Raw genomic sequence first — 20,893 nt, forward strand, 5'->3', positions numbered from 1 at the left:
ATATACTTTACTTTTAACATCTATAAGTTCTTCAACCATTCTATTTGAGACAATGATATCACTGCGTTCTTTTAGTTCAGAGATAGACTTTACAATTTCGGAGTTAAAAAAATGTTCTCCATCATAGCTGGGTTCATAAACTATCACCGTTACACCTTTAGCTTTGATGCGTTTCATCACCCCCTGAATAGCGGAAGCTCTAAAGTTATCAGAGCCTGCTTTCATAATAAGCCTATAAATCCCAACGACTTGAGGTTTTTTTGCCAAAATTGAATTAGCAATAAAGTCTTTCCTAGTGGTATTAGCTTCTACTATTGCACCTATCATATTGTTTGGAACATCTTGATAGTTAGCCAACAACTGCTTAGTGTCTTTAGGCAGACAATAACCTCCATAACCAAATGAAGGGTTGTTATAGTGATTTCCAATTCTAGGGTCCAGCCCCACTCCCTCTATTATCTGCCGACTACTCAGTCCATGCGCCTCTGCATAACTATCTAATTCGTTGAAGTAAGCGACGCGCATCGCTAAGTAAGTGTTAGAAAAAAGCTTTATCGCTTCAGCTTCAGTTGAATCTGTAAAAAGTAGAGGAATATCTGCTTTTTTTGCCCCCTGCTGAAGAAGCTGTGCAAAGGTTTTCGCTATATCAGTGTAACCACCAACAATTATTCTCGATGGATACAAATTATCATGTAAAGCCTTTCCTTCGCGAAGAAATTCTGGAGAGAAAGTTAAATTCTCGAATTGAAACTGCGCCTTTATCTTCTCAGTATAGCCCACTGGCACAGTTGACTTGATAAATACAGCAGCTGATGGAGCATACCTTTTAATATCATGAAGAACTGCTTCAACAGACGATGTATTAAAGTAATTTGTCTCTGGGTCATAGTCTGTCGGTGTTGCTATGATGATAATTTCAGAATTATCGTATGCTCGCTGTTTATCCACAGTTGCAGTGAAGCACAAATCGCCGGAAGATAAATAGGATGAGATCTCTTTATCTTCTATTGGGGAAATACCACGATTTAGCAGCTCAACTTTTTCTTGAACAACATCCAGTGCAATAACGTTATTATGCTGGGCTAGTAACACAGCGTTAGAAAGACCAACATAACCCGTTCCTACTACTGTTATATTGAACGATTTTCCTTTATTCATTACTACTTTACCTTATGGCTGTGCGCTTTCTGTACCACTTTAAGATTCGCCAAACATGTAATATTGCATAGTTATAGCTAATGAATATCGCAATAAATAGCAAAAACATTAATCCCTCTGATACCTGATATACCTCGCCAACAAGTCCTACCATAGCAAATAGAATACCGATAACTGAAATAATGACTAGTGCTTGCTTTGAGGTAAAACCAGCTCGTAGAAAGATGTGATGCAGATGGTCACGGTCTGGGCTGAAGGGAGATTTACCTTTTCTAATTCTGCGAATAATAATCGCAGCCATATCCATAAGTGGAACAGCTACAATCCACAAGGCTGTAACGGGACGAAATGAACTAAATTCCCCCTGCGTATTAATTACAAGTAACCAAACTACCGTGAAGCCAATAAACATGCTGCCAGCATCACCCATAAATATTTTTTTATACTGCGTACCAAATACACCTAAATTGAATATTAGATATGGAACGAGAGCCGCAACCAATAAAATCGACAATAAGCTAGTTTGACCACCACTAAACAAGAGAAATGAAATAGAAATTAGCGTGATAATAGCCATTGAACCGAGTAGCCCATCTATCCCATCAACCATATTAAAGGCGTTGATAATTCCAATAACCGCCACATAAGTAAAGACAACACCAAACCAAGCGAGGTTTACATCACCAAAAAACAAGATATTACCCAAGTTCTCGATGTAGCCGTCCGTCGAAACTATCATCAATGTAGCTACGACAACTTGAAAAAACACCCTAATCCGAACACTTAAATCATGTCGATCATCCATAACTCCAAGCATGACCATTAGACCCGAAGCAAACAGATAACTGGCTAGTTCATTATTTAGGGGGAAAAAGAGGCTTGCGGTAACAGAAACGCTGCAAAAAACTGCAATTCCACCTATTAATGGAATATTTCCCTCGTGTTTCTTCCGTTCATTTGGTTTGTCGACGAGGTTGAAACGAATCGCAACAGGTCTCACTACCCCAATCGCTACAAGAGACATCACGAACGAAAAAAATAAGGCCAGCATGAGCTCCATTAAAAACACTCCAAAATCATATAACTCATTCGTCTACTCGTGCTCTTACACGGCAATCAACATTGATACAGACAAATTACAAATGGAAATAGCGCAACAATTGTAATTCAAAACCGACATAGTGTACTTGATTTAGATTACTTATGCACTATGAAAGGGGATTTCGTCGTCAATCATCATCTCCCGTTAAGCTGTAAATAAAAAGCCTCTTGCTGTTAATAATTGTTATCTCCAGTACAATATCTCTCAAGTGAACTCTCTTTCGCCGGAGCATCTGAATTCAGTTCTCATGAAGATTCAAGTTAATTATTAATAAAAATGGTTCTTTCTCAAAAAAGTACAGCTTTGAAACAAAAAGCTGACGATAAATAGATTCACAAGAAAGGACTCTTGTGTAAAAATATGTGGTTCAATATTTATTCCAGAAGTTAACACAGTATTATTCGCACGCTCAGTTGGTGCAGCATGACTCACATCGACTATCGATACTGTTCACGTTGCTCCCTATACCTTACTATTGCTGGGTAGTATTGTGGCTAATTGAATACTTACGCCTACAGATTAAGAGAATTATGACCGTCAGTCTTAAGCACCCAAGCACTTCCCCATTAATCACCATATACATGCCTACCCATAATAGATTAGACAACCTGAAACGGGCGCTATTAAGTGTTCAAGCTCAGAGCTATGGTAATTGGGAATTAATAATTGTTAATGACGGTTCTAATGATGGGACAAAAGCATTTTTAGATTCGATCCAAAGCGATCAGATCAGAGTATTTCATAATGATAAAGCCAAAGGTGCGTGCCATGCTAGGAATACTGCTATTCAGGCTGCCCAAGGTGAGTTTATTACGGGGCTCGATGATGATGACGAGTTTAGCCCTGATAGATTAGAAGTACTGCTAAACTCATGGCAACCACAATATAGTTTTCTCTGTACGCCAGTCACAATATGCAAAGGCTCAACCCAAAAAGAGCATCCATTTTTCATTGGGCCTATCTCTATAGAAAGTATGCTGGTTATCAATAAAGTAGGTAATCAAATCTTCTGCAAAACAGAACATCTAAGAGAGATTGGCGGGTTTGATGAAGAATTTAAAGCTTGGCAGGATTACGACACATGGGTGCGGTTCATCGAACGCTTTGGTCCGGGGCTAAAACTACCTAAATCAACCTACCTTCAGCACGAAAGTAGCTCTGTGAGCATAACACGCTCACCAAATAGGCTAAAAGGATTCTATCAGTTTTTAGCAAAGCATGAGCATTTAATGGATCAAAAACAACGTAATGCTATGAAGTGCTGGGAGCATATAATTAAAGGGCAATGGGTCCCTCTTAGAGTGCTAGCATCGGCTGATCATGCTATTTTCAAATACTCATTTTTCCATAATATAAAACGAATACTAGGTCGATAATGAAATTGCTATTTGTACTTGAGGACTTTACTTTAGGTGGAGTTGAGAGAGTAACTCTACAGTTAATAAAAGGGCTTTTATCAGAGTATGATGTTGAGATTGCAGCTACCTCAGTATGCAAAGAAGGCCCTTTATTAAAAGACTTCGAGAGTATCACCACTGTTTGTGATAGCGCATCAAAGTTGAATAATTTCAAAACGTTAATACAGCAATATAAACCGACCATCGTTATCTTTACAAAAGGTGGGCTGTCAAAATTGGCTGCCGTTTTACCAAAACACTGCAAAACAATTGCAATACAACACGTTCCTATTCAACTTCCCGAAGAAAGTTGGGTTAAAAACGTTATTCGAAGAATCGGGGCCACACTGCTTTATCGTAAAATGGATAAAGTAGTATGTGTATCTGACGGAATATTTCAGAATCTCATAAAACTAGGCGTTTGCTCAAAAAACAACACAACTAGAATTTATAACCCAGTTTTGAGCGAAGATATTCTTACATTAGCCGATCAGGCGATGCCTGAATATGAAGACTATTACGTTTGTGTTGGGCGACTGCATTATCAAAAGGGCTACGATTTGCTGCTCGAAAGTTTGCTCAAATTAGAAAAGCCGACATGTAAAGTAGTCATCCTAGGTAATGGACCTGACAAAGCCAAGCTAGAAACCTTAATAAAGAAGTACAATTTAGAGTCTCAAGTAATTTTACACGGTGCAACAAGCAACCCTTATAAGTATATTAAACACGCTAAGGCAATCCTATTACCTTCTCGATGGGAAGGTCTCCCAACCGTTTTGGTGGAAGCTAGTTACCTAAAAACCCCCATCATTGCGTTTGATTGTCGATATGGCCCAAAAGAGCTTACGAGAAATGGGTTATATGGCTACCTTGTGCCCTTTGGTGATACCACTCAATTTGCAAGTTATATTGATTTGATTGAGCAAGGTGTAATAAAGGAATCCGTGGATACTGAAGAGTTCACACTAAAATCATCGGTTCACAACTACTATAAGCTGTTCAAATCTCTATGAAACCAAGTTTAAATAGAAAGATCTACTCTGGGCATCAATTTTCAGAAATAAGAAATAATGCATTTCTACAGGAAAAAACCATCGCGATCTCGTTTGTAAACCCATTTTCTTACTACGAAGTGCAAAAAAGTGACTCATTAATTGATGGTATTGATTACTATTTCTCCGATGGCGCACTACTTTGCATGCTACACAATCTCTTCTCTCCCAAAATATCTAGGGCGAGCTTTGATTACAGCTCTATTGCAAAGCCTTTCCTTGAATACGTTGAACAACATAACAAACGCTTGGCGGTCATTGGAGCAACAAGCTCTGAAAATGCTAAAGCTGTGGAAGTGTTAAAGAAGCAGTACCCCAATCTAAATATCGTGTTCAACAGAGATGGTTATATTGATGATATCGAGCCTGTAGTAAATCAGATTGAAGCTTTAGAGGTAGACGTAGTTTTGGTCGGTATGGGAACTCCCTATCAAGAGAAGTTTTGTGTGGAAACCAAGAAAAAGCTAACCCGCCCAATGCTACTAATTACATGTGGCGGCTTTTTGACTCAAACCTCTATAAAACCAGACTACTATAATCCTATTATCAAAAAGCTAGGTCTCAGATGGCTGCAACGCATGATAATGCATAAACACGTTAGAGATCGTGTAATAAAACAGTACCCAGCTTTCGTCATCAACTACCTTACTCATATGATATTCAAAAAAAGGTAATCAAGTTGTACACCATAATACTATAGCTTTCTGTTCCGAGCTCTTACAAAACAAAATAAGATGGGTTAAAGCTCGGAACAGGCATTTTTTATTTAATCACAATTGGGGCGCTATACAGTTCTGATATCGCTTCACCAAATTCGTCAACTTCTGATTCACTCTTGACTACTTTAGTCGTAATAAGCATCATCAACTCTGTACGCTGTAAGCTATCCACCTTAGCTTTGAACAGGTTTCCTAAAATAGGCAATTCACCTAACGCAGGAACGCCCTGAGTATAGTCACTTTTCTTCTCTTGGATCAGTCCACCTAAAGCTACTGTTTGACCATCTCCAGATAAAACTTCAGTACTAATTGAGCGGTTTGTAATAGTTGGAGAGGAGACCCCACCAAGTGTGTTAGGTTTACCATCACTCACAGACATTGAAACAGATAAAGTCACAACACCTTGAGAGTTAATGATTGGAGTAATAGATACATTAATACCTGTTGAACGATATTGCACTGAGTTTGATACAGAGCTATTGTTACCAAGGTTTTCAACTGTTTGAGTAATTATCGGGATCTGATCACCTGAACTCAACGTCGCAGATTCACCATCTCGAACAATAAAATAGGGTCGTGACAACACTCTTGCATCATCAAGAGAGTCTTTCCAATTGAACTCAGCCTTCCAATCGCCAGATATAGCTTGACCAAATAGCGTTCCGACTCCCGGATCTAACGTCAGCTTATCAGACCCACTTGCGCCAGCTTGGTTATATAGCCACTTAATACCTGATGACATTTCGTCATTCAGTGTGATCTCTAAAATCGTGATATCCAGTATTACTTGCCCTGGTAATACATCCATTTTTTTCAATAGTGATTCAACCAGCCGATACTCATCTTTAGTTGTGTAAAAAATCAACGCGTTCTGCTGTTTATCCAAGCTAAATTTAACATTTTCTGCGCTTTTATTTACAGCACCTTTCGATGCGGTATCCTCACTCCCACCTGATGTTCTGCCTCGTAGCAATACATCCAAAGACTCTCGCATATCTTCAGCTTTCGCATACTTTGGCTTATAGATGAAGTATTGTCTTTCATCACCAGCTAATGGCACATCTATTTTTCTAGCCCAAAAGCTAATACGCTCAATTGTATCTTGGCTTGCAGCGTATGCCACGAATGAATTTATGCGTGGTAATGGCACAAAAGAGACATCACCTTCTTTCGATACACTTAAGCCATCCTCTTCCAACAACGCCTTTATTTGTTCAATGCCCTCACTAGGGGAAATGTGTGCAAACTCAAATAAACGTATTTCACGACCAAAAGCACGAGGTACATCAAGCATATTGATAATTTTTATAGCCCGCACTAGTTCAGCTCTCTCTCCTTCGAGAATAATAAGCTTTTGTAACGAGTTAACGGTCACTTTGGCTGTCGATAATTTGCTAAGAATATTGGTAATATTTCTACTACTACTATAAACATACGGTACGATATGTGTGATAGCGCCAGCAACTTCAGGGATATCATTGACTTTATTACCTATTCCCACCGCAATTGAATTTTTTTGTTCCGCGCCACTTGATTTCGAAAGGTATAGAATTTCATCTTTTCTGAAGCTAGTCACGCCACTCTCTTCTAGCGCTTTCATTGCAACTCTGTAGAATTCAGTTCTATCGATGGAAGAAGAAAGATTGAGTGTTACAGTATCTCTAGAAGCTGATAATTTAGGAGATATAACATAGTTAATTCCAAGCAGCTCTTGAAATACCTTGTTTGCAAATTCTTTTACGGGCATTTCATCGGCCGAAAAAGTAATAGCAGGGCCTTCAAGCTTAGGAGCAGATTTAGCTTCTTCTTTTAGACGCGTAATTCCCCCCCAATCTTCAACGTTAACTTCTTTAAACTGTCGGTCTTGCTCCTCAACCTGTTGTTTTTCAGAGGCGGTAGCAACCTGTTCATTCCTTTTGTTTAGGAGGGACTTTTCCACTTGAAGCTCTTTGTCCCGTAAACCAGTTTTGCTTGCACAGCCCGAGACCAACAATATTGACATTATCGCCAAATACAGTTTCTTTGAAGGCATTGATATCATTCTAAACTTCTCCATTAGCTTCACTTGCCATAACAGACACGGTGAGTGGCTTGAATATCTTTAACTCTATCGGTTGGGTGTCTTTAAGCGACAATGTAATGCTATTCACATCAATTTCTGTGATGAGATATTGATAAAACGAGTCACCCTTTTTTATATTCAAAAATTCATCACTATCACTAAGCTTTACCCTGACCCTTGCTACAGCTAACTCGCCAGATGTATAAACAGCAATAAGTGACAGTTGTGCATCTTGGTACAAGGGAGCATCGAGCTTTTTATCGTCGATCTTTTTAAACTCCACGCCTAGATTTCTTGATAGCGCTTCAACATCCAGAGGTGATTCCGTGTGAATATTGATCGTTGTCAGATTATTTTCCTTTTCACTAACATTAATATATGAAGCCATTATCATTTTCAGTGCCCACCAAATAGCAACAATGATGAAACTACACAGTATTAGAAGGTTTTTCATTTCTTTTTATACACCCTCACAAACTCAATGTTAGCAGTTACATGTCCTTTACGAGCCTTAGATTGGAACATGGAGGCTTGCCTAACTCTATTTCCTTTACTAATGTCTTCTAACTCGGATAAAAGATTTAGAATACGATTATAATCTCCAGACACATTTATCATCCCGGTAAAAGCAGAATAAGTGCTGTTAATAGCAACTTCTCGTTGTGGTGCTTTGTTATTAACTTGGACTTCTACTTTTTCAATCGCCACATCAACAACTTCAAGCCAGAGTAACGCTGGATCCTCCTTTTCACTTAACTGCGGAAGACCTGAGTAATTCTCTAGTTGAGAGTCTAATATTTTTAGTTGTGCATCAATCTCATCATACTGAGCAGCTACAACCGCTTGCTTAGATGCAAACACTCTAGCGGCGGCAATTTCATCCATTGATTTTGAAATCCAATCAATCCAAGGAAAGATTAAAAACTCCAAGGAGATCAGAAGACCTATAGCAGCCCCTCCCCATTTTTTTATCAATTGCTCACGTGAGTTCACAGCCAAACTACCTCTATTGTAAAAGCCTCTCCGCCTGCTTTTTGCTTTATAACTGGCCCTGAAAACTTTGCTTCTTTGACTCCGGGAGAGCTAACAACTTGCTTTAATAAATCAGTTGCAGATCCCACGGTGACACCTCGCAGCTCAACTCCTTTAGGTATTACTGTGACCCTTTCAAACAGAACATCCCTAACATTTAATTGCAAACCTGCAAGTTTATTCAGTACATTTGGATTATCGGCTAAAAATTGCTGTAATTCTTTAACTGAATCAATCTGGTTATTATATTGACGTCGTTTATCAATACTTTCATTCACTTGAGCTTGGTTTAATTCTTTTGCTGAGTCTAACGTCATTTTATTCCAAAAGACGTAGCTAGTAAGGACGGTAGCAGTTATAACACCTGCAGCCAAAAGGCCATAAACTAAGTTTCTATTCGAGATCCGCTCACTTCTTTTTGGTTTACTTCGCTTTATTCGAAGTCCAATAAGATCAAACCATAATAGTTGTGATTCGGATAACGAGAGCTGGCTACTATTTTTATGGGCTAGACTGAGAGGCCAGTTATTCGAGTCTTCTACTTCGCAATAAAGTGGCAGGATGAATTCACATGAATCAGGGATCAGCTGATAAACATCTTTAGGGATGACAAAATATTCAATACTAAAATGACTTTTGCTTAAGTTTCTAGCACGCCAAAAAAACGTACCTTCAAATGGAGGCAAAGCTTTACTTTGTGCCTTGATAATATTAAAAATCTGATTTAAGGAAGACTTTGAATACTGCTTCGTAGTTGCCCAAAAAAGATTTCTATCTAGCACACAGGCTTCAGATAACTTGACTTTGACTGTGGGGCACTGCGTATCTACGAGCTCTTTTTGGCTGTTAAGAAAGTACTTTTTATGTACGACCAAAGCTGTCGCATCATTGATATTTTTATTCGACAACATCATGAGCTAGTTCACTACTTCTTCTTTACTTACAAAATATGGCCGTAACCCTGGGCCTCTCTCAAAACTAAAACGCTTTGAGTAATTTACAGACCCCTCAAATGTGATTTGAATAGAAAGCTTCCCACTGGCGATGCTATCAACACCCCCTTCCCCCTCATCTAGCGAAGGTGTTTGCCCCTCAAATCCAAACGCAGAGTATAAAGACTTAGGTGTAAATTGTCGAACAATATAGGGATTGACCCGAAGCACCAAAAAAGGCTGAATTTGTTCAAATAAATTATCATTTTGGAGAATGTAGCGTAGCTCTTCAACGGTCTGCAACGCTGTATTATTAGGTAAAAAAGGCTGTATATAATCTCCCTTTTCAGCTCCTTCTAGACGGCGAAAATTATCGATATCCTGCCAATCATCAAAGCGGTCCATAATTTGGTTTATGTCGCTAGAGTCTGTGCCGTAATGTAATAATAACTGCTTAAATGCTCCTTCGTTCAATGGCGCGAGCGATACTAGACCACTTAGATCTTGAGCACGCACATGAAGGTTACCCCGCTTTGTAGCCTCACCTCTAAAGTTTTTTAGTGAAGGATCTATTAACTCAATCCCAGGATAACGAGAGTTTGGCCCCAAAATACCTAGCGGTGTTGTCATTAACTCATAGATAATTTCAGATTGAGCATTGTCGACTGCAATTTTAGCCCTATTATGTTGCTTGATCATATTTGCCATATTAGCTGTATTGCTACCTTTTTCGGACATAAAGATCATCATACTGGCCATCGCTGCAGTGATCATCAATACTAATAGCAATGCTGCACCATTACTTTTACTTATTTTGCTATTCACTACTTGCACCTAATAAAGAAGGTGGAATTCTAGATATTCGATAGATCAGATGATTGACTTTACCGCGCGCATTATCATTTTTGACCTTAATACGAATAAAAAGAGGCATTATTTTACGCTGAGACGCATAGAATGTATCATTCCAAGTGGGCTTAGGCTTCACAACTATATCTAAGTATTCAGAGTAGTAATTGCTAAACTCAAGCCAGTCTTTCCAACCAAAGTATTGAAACTCAAAGCTTTGGCTGGACATAAATGAAATGCTCTTCTCACAGTTACTCTCATGAATTTTAAAGCTACTTAACGAAACAACACCAAGAGGGACTTCACAATACAACAAATCACGGTCTTTAATATACAGTGTGGATACTGCAATTGGCTCCGATATCAATACTGGAGAACGAGTAACAAACGCAAATCCCTCTTTTTTTCCAATAAAAAAAGGAACTGTTTTGCCAAGCTCGTCTACATACCCATAAGGGAATGCCTCTCTAATTTGTTGATTCACAAGTTTTACTCTAGAAAGCTTGTCAATATCATATCTGCTATTTGAGCTGGTTAAATTTTGTAGGGAGAATCGATAACTCATTACAGCAAGTGCAATTACTATCGAAAAGATAACCATTGAAATTAATACTTCAATCAGGGTAAACCCAGTTCTATTACTTTGCTTCACGCCAGAATACATTTTTGAACTCAGTAATTTTTTTGGGGGCTGGGAGTAATTGAGAAAAAACAGCGCATTTATATAAAATCATCGTTCCATTTGATGTTTCACCGCTTTCACTACCACCAACGCTTGTCAAGGCTGGTTTCTCTGATACCACTTCAACTCGCCAATAGTAACTTTCACCATCATATTTGTACTCACCTTCAACCTGAAGGTTATACTCATACTGATACCTTACTTCATCTTGAATATATTCAAGCATGTAGGATTGCTGTGCCGTTGTAACAAGCCTTCTCTCGTTCAACAACATAGCTTGAGTAACATAACTAATTGCGCTAATAGATATAAATAAAATAACAGAAGCAATTAGCACTTCAATTAGTGTCATCCCTGTCTGCTGCTTAGAACTCAATCGTTTCACTTTTCTCTGTGTCTTTGTAGGTAAATGATAATTTTTTCGCCACTAAATAATTGCTAGAAGACAATTGAACCGTTTCACGTTCAAAACTAAGCTGTGAGAACGTTATTGATTTAAGTGCTGATATATTAGCTTTCTCGGAGGATTCATACTCAACCTCTGGTTGGGGTATTTGTACTCTCCCAGCTTCCCACACCTCTATGTTAAATCCTTCAATACGCACTTCTAAATCACGCCCTCTATAAATTGAGTACTGTTTTGCATATTCAAGCAAAGATTTAAGTTGCTGCTTTTCAGAGTAACGCTTAACTTGTTCTAATTGGCCCCACATATTTGGCAGTACCACAGAACTTGTCAGGCCAACTAGTGCCAAAACAATCAGCAATTCGACTAAAGTAAAGCCTTTTTGTTTAGAAAGAGACATCATTCATCGACACTATACTTAGAAGCATCACGATTACGACAGAGCCAACTATCCCCCCCATTATTAGTATCAATAGTGGCTCTAACAATGCGGTAAATTTAGTGAGCCAACTCTCAAAACGGTTTCGAGAGCGATTGGCTATCTCATTAAAAGAGCTTGCTAGGCTACCACTTTCTTCACCTACAGTAATTAGAGAAATAGCAACATCATCATACAGACTAACCCCCTTAAGTTCGTTACTTAAAACACCACCACTACTAACAACGCTCACCACTTTCGTAAGTTTTGCGTGAAGTCTAGGGTTAGCCACCGTTTGCAAAGCTAACTGTAAACTATCAGATAAGCTAACACCACTTTCTAATGTCAACTGCAAAGCCGTTGAGAACTTTATACGATCTGAGTGGTTTACTATTTGCTTTACAATAGGAAACTGAATCACCATCGAAAATAGCTTTTTTCTTAGTAAATCTCTTTGCATTGCACTGTATAAAGCTAAGGCGCATAAAAGTAAGAAGATTAGTAAATGAAGCTGATAATTTTGAACCCAAGTCGAAAGGTCTAATAGCAGCCTAGTGTATTCGGGGATCTCTCCACCATTGTCAAACATAGATGACATACTAGGAATGACAAAATTAAAAATAGCCCAGATAGCAGAAATGCAAACGAACAATATGAAAATGGGATAAGTTGAAGCTTGAATAACCTTGCTTCTCAATGCACTTTGAAACTGCAAGTTTTGACTTAACCTTGCAAATACCTGAGGCAAGTTGCCTGTTGCCTCGCCAATTTTCACCATTTCAATATACAAAGTTGAAAAAATATCCGCTCTTTTCGCCAGCGCTTCGCTTAGCACAGCACCTTGCTTTATATCAGCCAGAACAGAGGCCCATACTTGTCCAAGAGCAGAATTCCGATTAGATTGGGCAAGCACATCCAGAGCTTTGTCCACGCGGAGGCCATTTTGAAGTAAAGTAGACAACTGGCTAGTTGACTGCTCTAAATCGTTAAGTGATACTTTTTTACGAATACTTCTCGTCTGTATCTCTTTTATTTCAAGAACTAATAAATCCTTCGACTGTAGCTGATTATATACCGAGCTTTCACTTTCGGCCGTGAGCTCACCTTTTTCTATCTCGCCCTCTGAATTACAGACTTTATATCTGAATACTTGACTCACCCAGCTACCCTCAATACTTCCTCTATAGTCGTCTGACCATTTACAGCTTTTAGAAAACCATCTTGCTTAAGCGTGCGAAGCTGCTTTTGCTCCATCATTTCATAAAGGCTATCGAGAAGGCGCTCATCTTTGGGGAGTTTCTTAACATCTATATCACAGGGCAAATACTCTAGAAATGCGACGCGACCAGAATAACCTGTATTCTCACAGTGTTCACACCCTTTAGCTTGATAAAGAGGCTTGTCTACTCCCTCTGCAACCTCAGATAATTTATATCGTTGATATAGTTCTCTTGTTTCTTGTTCACTTAGAGGTTGTTTACAATGATTACACAAGGTTCTGGCTAGTCGCTGCGCCATAATAGAAACTAGACCGGCGTTTAATAAATACTCTTGAATACCCAAATCCAGTAATCTCGTATAAGCCGAAGGCGCATCGTTTGTGTGGACCGTACTAAAAACTAAATGCCCAGTTAGTGCTGATTGTAAAGCTATCTTAGCAGTTTCATTATCACGGATCTCACCAACCATGATTACGTCGGGATCCTGACGCACAATACTTCTAAGCCCTGCTGAAAAATCATATCCAATCTCAGCATTCACTTGTACTTGGTTAATCCCCGGTAATTGATACTCGATAGGATCTTCTAGGGTAACTATTTTAATATCGGGACGATTTATTTGATTCAAAAAGGAATAAAGAGAGGTTGTTTTGCCTGAGCCCGTAGGTCCAGTCATTAAAATAACTCCGGATGTTTTTTTAAGGTCCTGGTTTATTTTATCGACAAGATCGGCTGAATAGCCTAACTTTTCCAAATCGAATTTAACAGCATTTTTTATTAGAAAACGCATTACGACACTTTCGCCAGTACCCAAGGGCAATGTTGAGCAGCGAATATCTAGGTCAGTAGCACCCGCCTTCATTTCTATTTTACCGTCTTGTGGGCGCCTCTTTTCGGCAATATCCATCCCTGATAGAATCTTAATTCTTGAGATAACTGCTAGCTGAAGGTTGTTGGGTATCGGATCTGCTTCTTTTAAAATGCCATCAATTCGATACCTAGCTCGATATTTACCATTAATAGGTTCGATGTGTAAATCTGAAGCTCCAAGCTTCACCCCTTTATTTATTAGGCTATTTACCAGATTTACAGTTGGCGCGCCTAACGCTAACTCTTTTAATGCACTTAGATTATCACTTGAGATAGAAAGCTCAGGCGTATCTGAAACTAACGCTCGACATTGTTCGGCTAGTAACTCAAAGTCTTTCTTTGTTACAGCGTAAAACCGCTTTTCCTGAGTAATAAAACGAAGGTAATCTAATGCATCACGGCTATGTGGGTTAGCGAATACTATGCCCACCTTCGTCTCACAGACAGAAACCGGAGCCATGTCATTTTCTAATAAAAGCTCTAAATTGATAGATTTTAAAAAGCTTATATAGTCCGCTGAAGTATCTAAGTTATCTTTCCATTTTTTGCAATTAAGCAATGTGCAATATAACTCACAGAGCTGGTCTTCATCAATCCAGCCAGAATTCAATAGTACTATCTCAAGTTGAGAAAGTGCACCTCTCTCAAACTCAGCAACTTGCTGCAGCCGCTCACTATTTAATATTTGCTGGCTGCCAATATACTCATGAACCTTAGAGTTCCACGTCTGCATCTTCACCTTCGCCACCAGGTTTGCCGTCTCGGCCAAAACTCTTCAACTCAAATTGTTCGCTACCGTTTTCACTGATAGCTTTATAACTATATGGATTACCCCAAGGGTCATTTGGTATTTGCTTCGGAAAGTAAGGACCATCCCACATTTCTTTGTTACTCGTCACAAGCTCATCAAGAGTTTTTGGGTAGTAGCCTATATCTAATCGATAAGAATCTAACGCGGTTGAAATAACCTGCATTTGCGCTTTTGCAGTACCCTCTCTAGCAGTACCCACCTTACTAAACATTCGAGGCGCAACAACAGAGGCTAAAAGCCCCAAAATTACCATAACAATTAACAACTCCACTAAAGTGAAACCCTTAATTTTTTTTAACTTTTTCATTTGAATACTCATTTAGTCAATGCTGTTTATATCAAGTAGAAAGCCGTGACCTGCGTAAGACACCAACAACCCAAATTAGTTCCAGCACAATGTAAACAAGGCCTTTGACACAATAAATGCATAATTCTAGAGTGAAAACCCATCACAAGTGGGCTCCATCTATACCGCTGAAATCTAACATACAACGGTATAATTTTGAACTAGTGTAGCTTTACTTTAATGCATTAATTGCAGCACTTAGTTTATCAATGCCACCACCTGTTACGATTTGATAATCAACTAATATTCCGTCTTTCTGCTTTCCAATCACAAATGAAGGAGTGCCATCTAAACCAAGTAGTTGAGCATCAGTAATTGAGCGAGAAACTTCTGCATGTACGGATTTATCCTCAAGACATGCATTAAACACAGTTTCATCTAAGTTAAAGTCAGTGGCAATTTCCTTTAGTGAATCCGTGACTATGTTATTTCCTAACTCAAAAAGCTTATCTTTAACCCCTTCATACTGACCTTGTTTATTTGCACAGCGCAGTACAACAGCGGCATAGCCAGATTTTGGGTGAAGCTTAGTTAATGGGAGTTCACGCGCTAGTACAGCAACCTCACCAGAATCAACAAACTTGCTTTTAAATTCAGGCCAAATTTCTTGTTGGAATTTTTTGCAATAAGGACAATGTAAATCAGTGTATTCAATCATCACAATACTAGCATTTTTATCTCCAATCCATTTACCTTCGTTGGACAGGGGTAATGTATCTGGCTTTACCAGCTCAGCAAGTCCAACTCTGACGGCTACTTGCTGTTGAATTTCTCTTAATTTTTCCACTTCTGCACGTAGCTCTTTAAGCTCAGTATTCTGAGTGGTACTACACCCTAGTAGTAAACTTGATAATGCTATTGGTAATAACCAGTTTTTCATTGAAACTCCTTAATTTAGGTTTTTTTATGACAGGTTGGTCCGGACAAACACAGGTTGTTGGTATACCTGATCAATCTTAGTTTTGGGTAACAAATAACTTTGTGATAACTAGCTTTGACTCTAAGTTCACCAGATACGCTTCACTAATATTGGCATCAGATTATAACGGCGTTTTGATACGCAGGCAGAGTTAATTATAAAACTCACTGTGTTGATAAAGATATAATTGCGGTGAACTTCAAAATTAAACGGTCAGTCCATGATTTACCCAAAACTCATTTTCACAACCACCTTCGAAAACCCATGTCACACTCATATATCAGAAAGCTAGTAGCAAAATATTTAGCCTCGGCTATTTTTGAGCTTTACTACCTCATCGATTTCTACACGAAACGGTAGTGCACGATAAAGCTTTCTTGTCTCGAAAGAGATCACTTAAGTAGGCAAATGAATATCTGTTCGCTTTGTCCCCCTATAAAAGCAGAATCTGTAGATCTATTTCCATTCCATTAGCTCATCTATACTTAAAGTGAATGATGTTTGACGCTAATAGAGTCAACGTTGACCAAAAAAATTGTGATAAGGCACAGAGCCAAACATTAGCCTATAATGATAAAAAAACCCTCGCAAAAGCGAGGGTTTTTAAACTATGGTAAGTAATTAAAAATTACTGAGACCATTCGTTTTGGTCTAGTACTGGCATTACGCGGTCAGTACCACCAATGATTTTCTGTACAGATACACCGTGTACTGAATCTTTAGGAGCAGTAACAGTGAATGTTACAGTATGACGATTGTCAGCTGATTTAGCGTTTGCAGCGTTTGTACCTAGAGATTCTGCAGCGTAACCGCCGTCAGCACCTGTGTAACCTTTCTGAGCAACAGCTTGCTCAATTAGCTTAGGTACGAAGTATACTACAGAAGACTTAGCAGGAACCTGACCAAGTTCTACAGCAGTCACTTTACGAGCGCCAGTGTTACCGTTAGCAGATTCACCAAACACGTCAACTGTTACTTCAGCCGCTTCATCGTGTTCGTTAGTAACACGTACAAAGTTACCTTCAGCATTTACTACGTAAGGAACTTTAAGAACTGCACCGTTAACGCCAACTTTGTGAGTTACTTTGTTATCTTCACAGTGATCAAGCTCACCTGCTGTACCGAAGTCTAGCGTGTAGTAAGTAGTAGCTTCGTAGTTGAAGTTCATGATACCGTCAGTCGGGTTATTCTCAACAACGTAGTACATTGTGTTGTAAGTTGCACCCTGAAGTGGAGCAGTTGTCTGAGTATTAGGCTCTGCATCACCTGTACCAGCATTCGGAGTAAATAGATCAACAGCTTCTGTGTTGTATACAGTAGCAGCAGCTTGAGTTAAACCAAATGAACCCGGTACTGTACCAGTTTGTACAGGAACAGATGTGTCTAACACGCCTGTAGCAGCAGTGCGGCCATTGTATAGGCGCATTTTAACGTTTGCGCCTGGCTCTGCAGTTGCAACGAAAGCTGTTTCTAGGTGGTCATCAGCGTCTAGAGTAATAGCTTGGTCTAGAAGTGCTGCACGGTTATAGAAACCGTTCTTGTAAATCGCTTGTGAGCTAGTAGCTACTAAACGGTTGTTAGCTGCTGCATTGTATACAAATTCAGTACGAGCAACGATCGCATTGCCTTCAGAATTTGAGCTTTCAGCATTAACCTGAACTTCAGCAGTTGTGCCGCCGTGTAGTGCGTAGAACTGAGGAGTGATATCAACAACTTTCTGAGCAGCTGAAACAGCACCTTGGATGTTATAACCATTACCACCATCTGTAATAGCAGAAGTAGACTTGATTGTTACAGACTGTGTTGTAGAAGCTGTAGTACAAGTTGTGTTAGCAATCTTGATACCTACTGGATCGATAGCTGTAGAGTCAGCACCCGTAGAAACACGAGAGAACGCAAGACGAGTACCTGCACCGATAGTGATACCAGCTTTAGTCAGGAAAGTGATAGAAGAAACACCATCAACTGTACCATCCGAAGATGCTACCGCTTCAAAGTTAGTGTTTGCACCAGAACCATCAGCATCTTTTACTAGGTGGATTTGGTTAGCGTTACCAGCGAAAGTTGCACCACTAAGCTCGATAGTGATTTTAGTACCACCAGGGATATCAGTAGTAGGGATGTAAACGATGTGTTGGTCAGTGTTTGTACCATCAACAGCGTCAAAATCTAATGTTAAATCACCAGTAAGCTCATAAGCAACTTTTGCTTCGTTAGTAGCTTCAAGGTTTGCAGCAGTTGCACCTGTACGGTTAGCTTCTGCGATACAAGCCGCACCGCCGTAGATAGTGTCAAAGCCTGTAACAGCTAGAGCATCTGCGCCTTTGTAAACTTCGAAACAAGCTTCAGTACCTGCGTAAGCATTACCTGCTAGTACAGCAGCAACTGCAGCAGGGATTAAAGCGACTTTATTAAAACGCTTCATTTTTATCTCCATGTATCCGGTGGACACTTTATGTTTTCAGTTAATATTTACACACTCTGGACACCAGAGTATAGCAAAACGTTAAATAAGTTAAAGGGCCCGACCGATACTGCACAAACATGTAGCATCAAATCTAGGCTCGTCTATTATGATAATAAGCTAAATTAAATTCAAGAGCTAGCGCTAAATTAATATGGTTTTAAAAGTAACATAACAAGTCGTATTCGCAACCTTTTCATAAAGATTAATCACACAACACCACCACGACACTTTTTGCTTACATTTGAGGTCAACAAATAACCAGACAACACGTAACCAAATAGCAGGTAAAAGGTAGGCAGCGTTTTAAAGCGGTCGCTTATCGCTGAAGAAAAGCCAAACAGCAAGACTTCTGAGGCGACCAAACATGCTACAGCAAACGCTAGCGCCGTTTGAGTTTCATTCCTCTTGGAGCATAACCCCTTTTTATATACATAACAACAAACTAAGAAAAATACAAACTTAATTACTAGAGCTGCTGTTAACCCTAGAATCCCCCACTTAATAAGGTGAAAGCCATAGAAAGATTCTATTACCTCTATCCTAGTCTCAAGTTCTAATCGATTTGAGCCTTCAGACAACGGCGGTAACTGTGATAAATACTCGCCAGCCAACGCAAGCTCTTTTAGTCGGTGGCTAGTCGAGCCGTCAACATCTCCATCTTCGCCACCAAAAGTCTCAAGTATATAAGAGACTTGCTCAAACTCTTCACTAAAGGATAGAAAAATTGAGACGCTAGCCACAACCATAGCAAACAGCAGTAAGTACGAAGTTTTGCGCGTTCTTGCGCCAGTGAGCCAAAAAGCAAGGCCTAAAATTCCTACCGTCGAGAATAATCCACCTCTACTAAAACTCAAAAACATCGCACAAAACGCAACAAACACAATTGACCACTCACCAACCGACATTGATATTCGCCGAGCAAAAAAGCTGAAATAGTAAAAAATAAAAAATGACAGATAAAACGAGAAGTCTGAAGGATAACCATAGGTTCCTGACCAACGATAAAAATGTAACGGCATGTCATCACTAGGTCGTCCCTTAAATATATCAACGACAGGCCACAGTGCAGGAATGTAAATCAACATTGAAATGATCACCTGAAATACAAACATTTTTTTGAAGAAAACAAAAAATGTACGCAGTTCCTCCTCATCTAGTGGATAGATTAAAGGGATGAGAATATATATCAAGTATATAAGAGGACGTAAATAATCGGGCAGATCTTTAAAGGTTAAAAAGTTAGTAAAAGCCAATGATACAGCCATGTAATAGCTCATCATCACAGTGCAAATAGCCACAACAGCAGTGACGAAGCCTTGCTTAAAGTAAGTGCGTCTAATCACTAACGACAAAGCGACGAATACAAAAGCAAAAACGTGTAGTACTTTTTGTGCGGTGGGGGCCCCTAGAGTATGAGGCAAAACTGGGAATAAAAAAACAAAGAGCCAAACAAGTTTGTTTATAACAAGATTATTAAATATCACGATTAACCTTACATGCCCAGCAATAGCGCTGGGCATACCTATCAAGGAGCAAAGTGCTATGATTAATTATTCGTTGCCCTCAGGCCCGAGACTATTACGTATCCTGTGGCTAACACTCCTCCTAACAACGCAAAAATCACCACGATCAGCGCTCTGTTAGGGCCATACTTACGCTCAGGAATAATAGCGGGGTCGATAACTTTAAAGGCATATTCTTCTTTAACACTGGCCAGCATTTTGGTTCGGTGTTGCTGCTCGATCAACTGATAAAACATTTTTTTTGTTTCAAGCACTTTAGTCGCTTCTAGCGCAGCTTCTAAATAATCGATACTTTTATTAGCTTCAGAGATTTCTTCTTGACGGATCACTTGGTTAATATCTTTCACCAATAAATCGGTGATCTCTTTAGCTACAAAAGGAGATTGATGAAGCACTGATAGCGCGACTAGTCCAGTCTTAGTATCAATTTCCAGCTCAAAATTGTTTTCAATAAATTGCTCAAAAACCATATTTATCGAAATAGGTTCTTCTGCATTCACATCAAATTTCGCAAGCTTATCCGCATCATAGAGCAACTCTCCTTTCTGCCATTCATACGACTTCGCTGCATAGATTTTTTCCTTTAGCTTATGTTTTTTAATAAACTCAGTTAAAAAAACACGACTCTTGAAACGCTCTAAATGCAGCAATGACTTGTCTGCAGAGCCGCCTCCAAGCTGCACACCTGCAAGCGCCGCAAGACCTCCAAGTTGTCCAGATAAGCCCCCACTACTATTTGACGGATTACTTGCTGGGCTTAGAAGAACTTGAGACTGGTAGATATTCGCTTTAGAGAGTGCAAAAGCCACACCTAATCCGATAAACAAACCTGTGACAACAATAATAACTAATAATCGTTGCTTTACTAAGGTGAAAATATCTCCAATTGAAACATCTTCGTTATTTTGTTTAGACATCAGAAAGTTCC

Annotated in this window: 20 protein-coding genes; 3 read left to right on the forward strand and 17 right to left on the reverse strand. The window is 39.3% G+C overall.

Features of this window, described 5'->3' with window-relative positions; all coding sequences use genetic code 11:
• The coding region (locus L1D50_RS00245) for a nucleotide sugar dehydrogenase (RefSeq protein ID WP_239965274.1) at positions 1–1,158 on the reverse strand (1,158 nt) is incomplete at its 3' end.
• 7 nt (positions 1,159–1,165) lie between these two features.
• A complete protein-coding gene (gene wecA / locus L1D50_RS00250; protein WP_138522233.1) occupies positions 1,166–2,218 on the reverse strand; it encodes a UDP-N-acetylglucosamine--undecaprenyl-phosphate N-acetylglucosaminephosphotransferase in 1,053 nt (350 codons plus the stop codon).
• Between the two features lie 572 nt (positions 2,219–2,790).
• Here wecA and L1D50_RS00255 point away from each other — a divergent pair.
• The 3 genes from L1D50_RS00255 to L1D50_RS00265 are packed head-to-tail and all read left to right on the forward strand — an operon-like array spanning position 2,791 to position 5,383.
• Positions 2,791–3,636, forward strand: coding sequence for a glycosyltransferase (locus L1D50_RS00255; RefSeq protein WP_239965275.1), 846 nt, complete (start codon positions 2,791–2,793; stop codon positions 3,634–3,636).
• Positions 3,636–4,670, forward strand: a complete 1,035-nt coding sequence (locus tag L1D50_RS00260; protein ID WP_239965276.1) for a glycosyltransferase — start codon at positions 3,636–3,638, stop codon at positions 4,668–4,670. The genes L1D50_RS00255 and L1D50_RS00260 overlap by 1 nt, the downstream gene beginning before the upstream one ends.
• Entirely contained in the window at positions 4,667–5,383 is a 717-nt protein-coding gene (locus L1D50_RS00265) for a WecB/TagA/CpsF family glycosyltransferase (RefSeq protein WP_239965277.1), read from the forward strand. The genes L1D50_RS00260 and L1D50_RS00265 overlap by 4 nt, the downstream gene beginning before the upstream one ends.
• Positions 5,384–5,471: 88 nt before the next feature.
• Here L1D50_RS00265 and L1D50_RS00270 read toward each other — a convergent pair whose 3' ends face one another.
• The 15 genes from L1D50_RS00270 to L1D50_RS00340 form a co-directional block, all read right to left on the reverse strand.
• Positions 5,472–7,367 (reverse strand): secretin N-terminal domain-containing protein, encoded by a 1,896-nt coding sequence (locus tag L1D50_RS00270; RefSeq protein ID WP_239965278.1) that lies wholly within the window; start codon positions 7,365–7,367, stop codon positions 5,472–5,474.
• A gap of 103 nt (positions 7,368–7,470) precedes the next feature.
• Positions 7,471–7,944: a hypothetical protein gene (locus tag L1D50_RS00275; protein ID WP_128728754.1), complete on the reverse strand. Its 474-nt coding sequence runs from the start codon at positions 7,942–7,944 to the stop codon at positions 7,471–7,473.
• Positions 7,941–8,483, reverse strand: a complete 543-nt coding sequence (locus L1D50_RS00280; protein WP_128728755.1) for a hypothetical protein — start codon at positions 8,481–8,483, stop codon at positions 7,941–7,943. Before L1D50_RS00280 ends, L1D50_RS00275 begins: the two co-directional genes overlap by 4 nt.
• Entirely contained in the window at positions 8,480–9,436 is a 957-nt protein-coding gene (locus L1D50_RS00285) for a hypothetical protein (protein ID WP_128728756.1), read from the reverse strand. Before L1D50_RS00285 ends, L1D50_RS00280 begins: the two co-directional genes overlap by 4 nt.
• A gap of 3 nt (positions 9,437–9,439) precedes the next feature.
• Complete coding sequence (locus L1D50_RS00290) at positions 9,440–10,279, reverse strand: type II secretion system protein GspK (protein WP_128728757.1); 840 nt, start codon at positions 10,277–10,279, stop codon at positions 9,440–9,442.
• Positions 10,272–10,955, reverse strand: a complete 684-nt coding sequence (locus L1D50_RS00295) for a prepilin-type N-terminal cleavage/methylation domain-containing protein (RefSeq protein WP_161568708.1) — start codon at positions 10,953–10,955, stop codon at positions 10,272–10,274. Before L1D50_RS00295 ends, L1D50_RS00290 begins: the two co-directional genes overlap by 8 nt.
• Positions 10,942–11,370 carry a prepilin-type N-terminal cleavage/methylation domain-containing protein gene (locus L1D50_RS00300; RefSeq protein ID WP_205125748.1) on the reverse strand — a complete coding sequence of 143 codons (429 nt, stop codon included), beginning with the start codon at positions 11,368–11,370 and terminating at the stop codon, positions 10,942–10,944. Before L1D50_RS00300 ends, L1D50_RS00295 begins: the two co-directional genes overlap by 14 nt.
• On the reverse strand, positions 11,351–11,794 hold the full coding sequence (locus tag L1D50_RS00305; RefSeq protein WP_138522227.1) for a type II secretion system protein: 444 nt from the start codon (positions 11,792–11,794) through the stop codon (positions 11,351–11,353). The genes L1D50_RS00300 and L1D50_RS00305 overlap by 20 nt, the downstream gene beginning before the upstream one ends.
• Positions 11,778–12,968: a type II secretion system F family protein gene (locus L1D50_RS00310; protein WP_239965280.1), complete on the reverse strand. Its 1,191-nt coding sequence runs from the start codon at positions 12,966–12,968 to the stop codon at positions 11,778–11,780. The genes L1D50_RS00305 and L1D50_RS00310 overlap by 17 nt, the downstream gene beginning before the upstream one ends.
• Entirely contained in the window at positions 12,965–14,632 is a 1,668-nt protein-coding gene (locus L1D50_RS00315; RefSeq protein ID WP_239965282.1) for a GspE/PulE family protein, read from the reverse strand. Before L1D50_RS00315 ends, L1D50_RS00310 begins: the two co-directional genes overlap by 4 nt.
• Positions 14,613–15,017 carry a type II secretion system major pseudopilin GspG gene (gene gspG, locus L1D50_RS00320; protein WP_205125749.1) on the reverse strand — a complete coding sequence of 135 codons (405 nt, stop codon included), beginning with the start codon at positions 15,015–15,017 and terminating at the stop codon, positions 14,613–14,615. Before gspG ends, L1D50_RS00315 begins: the two co-directional genes overlap by 20 nt.
• Positions 15,018–15,228: 211 nt before the next feature.
• Positions 15,229–15,936, reverse strand: a complete 708-nt coding sequence (locus tag L1D50_RS00325) for a thioredoxin domain-containing protein (protein WP_128728764.1) — start codon at positions 15,934–15,936, stop codon at positions 15,229–15,231.
• 667 nt (positions 15,937–16,603) lie between these two features.
• Positions 16,604–18,400: a hypothetical protein gene (locus L1D50_RS00330; protein ID WP_128728765.1), complete on the reverse strand. Its 1,797-nt coding sequence runs from the start codon at positions 18,398–18,400 to the stop codon at positions 16,604–16,606.
• A gap of 248 nt (positions 18,401–18,648) precedes the next feature.
• Positions 18,649–19,527, reverse strand: coding sequence for an O-antigen ligase family protein (locus tag L1D50_RS00335; protein ID WP_161568709.1), 879 nt, complete (start codon positions 19,525–19,527; stop codon positions 18,649–18,651).
• A 461-nt stretch (positions 19,528–19,988) separates the two neighbouring features.
• A complete protein-coding gene (locus tag L1D50_RS00340) occupies positions 19,989–20,882 on the reverse strand; it encodes a Wzz/FepE/Etk N-terminal domain-containing protein (protein ID WP_128728767.1) in 894 nt (297 codons plus the stop codon).
• Between the last annotated feature and the right edge of the window lie 11 nt (positions 20,883–20,893).

This window comes from Pseudoalteromonas sp. Isolate6 (assembly GCF_022398435.1).
In the GTDB taxonomy this organism is placed as follows: domain Bacteria; phylum Pseudomonadota; class Gammaproteobacteria; order Enterobacterales; family Alteromonadaceae; genus Pseudoalteromonas; species Pseudoalteromonas galatheae.